The organism is Janthinobacterium sp. AD80, from assembly GCF_002878455.1.
In the GTDB taxonomy this organism is placed as follows: Bacteria; Pseudomonadota; Gammaproteobacteria; order Burkholderiales; family Burkholderiaceae_D; genus Janthinobacterium.
The window spans coordinates 1-1,722 of the sequence record NZ_NRDQ01000251.1 but is presented as its reverse complement, the minus strand read 5'-3'; the positions used below and the strand labels follow the sequence as shown (position 1 = coordinate 1,722).

Here is a 1,722-nt window from a genome sequence, read left to right as displayed (position 1 = left end):
CCGGACGCGCCGCCTGCGGCTGGGCTTGTGCCTGCGCCAGGTTGCGGCTGGCCTGGCGCTGCTCCAGCTGGCGATTCAGGGTGCGCTGGAAATCGCCATCGCCGCCGCTGGACGGCTGGGCGCGGTTGCTGGCGCCGGGCGTGGCGTTGGGGGATGCAATCTGGGAAATCGGGGTAGGCTGGGTTTGCATGGTGCTCTCAATGACTCTCGGTGTTGCTTAGCGTTTGTAATAGGCTTGACGCGCCGCGTGCTCATCCATTGCCTTCTGGTCGCGCTTGTTTTCCAGCTTCAGCGCCTGTTCCTGCGCCCGGTTGTTCAGGGTGGTGTAGGACATGCGCTTGCGCTCGGCATCCTGCCAGCGCTGTTTTTCATGCTCGCTGCGCGCCTGCGCATGGTTGACCACTTGCTGCTGGCCCAGGATGGCGCTGTCGAGCTTGAGCATGAAGGCCTGGAAATTACGGTAGGCCATGGGCGTGATGCCGCTGCTCATGGTCGTTTCAAAGCGCTTGGCGTAGTCGTCGCGGTAGCCGGACAGCATGTCGAGTTTCTGGCGGCAATCGTCGAGCGCCTTCAGGGCCGCGCCCAGGCGCTTGGCGCAGTCATCCGTTTCGCGCTGGGCGAGGTCGATCAGGGTAGCTAGTTGGGAAGGAGAGGCCATGGCTGATTATATTCCCCGTGCGCAAGCCCTAATCAGTCGAATAGAGCGGTAAGTTGCCCCAAGCTCTCGTCCATGCTGACCCGCTCCGTGATTTGCTGTTGCAGGAAGGCTTCAATTTTTTCATGCAGGGCGATGGCCTGGTCCAGCACGGGATCGGTGCCGGCGCTGTAGGCACCCACGCTGATCAGGTCGCGGCTGCGTTCGTAGCGCGAATACAGCTGTTTCAGCTTGCGTGCTTTTTGCTGGTGTTCGTGCGAGGTGATGGAGTGGGCGGCGCGCGAAATCGATTGTTCGATGTCGATGGCGGGATAGTGGCCCGCTTCGGCCAGGCGCCGGTTCAGCACGATATGGCCGTCGAGAATCGCGCGCGCCGAGTCGGCGATCGGGTCCTGCTGGTCGTCGCCTTCCGTCAGCACGGTATAGAAGGCCGTGATCGAGCCGCCGCCTTCCTCGCCATTGCCGGCCCGCTCCACCAGCACGGGCAGCTTGGCGAAGACGGACGGCGGGTAGCCCTTGGTGGCAGGCGGCTCGCCGATGGCCAGGGCGATTTCGCGCTGCGCCATGGCGTAGCGGGTCAGCGAATCCATGATCAGCAGCACGTTTTGCCCCTGGTCCCGGAAATGTTCGGCGATCGCCGTCGCATACGCGGCCCCTTGCAGGCGCATCAGCGGCGGCGTGTCGGCCGGCGCGGCGACGACGACGGAACGGGCCAGGCCTTCGGCGCCGAGGATCTGCTCGATGAATTCCTTCACCTCGCGGCCCCGTTCGCCGATCAGGCCGACGACGATCACGTCCGCTTCCGTGTAGCGGGCCATCATGCCCAGCAGCACGCTCTTGCCCACGCCGGAACCGGCGAACAGGCCCATGCGCTGGCCACGGCCCACGGTCAGCATGGCATTGATCGAGCGCACGCCCACGTCGAGCGTGTCGACGATGGGCGCGCGGCCCAGCGGATTGGCGGGGCGCACGTTGATGGGCGCGCTATCGGTGGTGTGCAGCGGCCCCAGCTGGTCGAGCGGGCGGCCCGCGCCATCCAGGACGCGACCCAGCAGTTGCGGGCCCAC

General features: G+C 65.5%; 3 protein-coding genes. All 3 read right to left on the bottom strand.

Translation table 11 applies throughout. The features are described 5' to 3' along the window. A partial coding sequence (locus JaAD80_RS28060; RefSeq protein WP_219726904.1) for a hypothetical protein occupies positions 1 to 190 on the bottom strand: 190 nt, incomplete at its 3' end. Between the two features lie 27 nt (positions 191 to 217). Beyond that, positions 218 to 658 carry a flagellar export protein FliJ gene (fliJ, locus tag JaAD80_RS28055; protein WP_102299432.1) on the bottom strand — a complete coding sequence of 147 codons (441 nt, stop codon included), beginning with the start codon at positions 656 to 658 and terminating at the stop codon, positions 218 to 220. 32 nt (positions 659 to 690) lie between these two features. Then, the coding region (locus JaAD80_RS28050) for a FliI/YscN family ATPase (RefSeq protein ID WP_102299431.1) at positions 691 to 1,722 on the bottom strand (1,032 nt) is incomplete at its 5' end.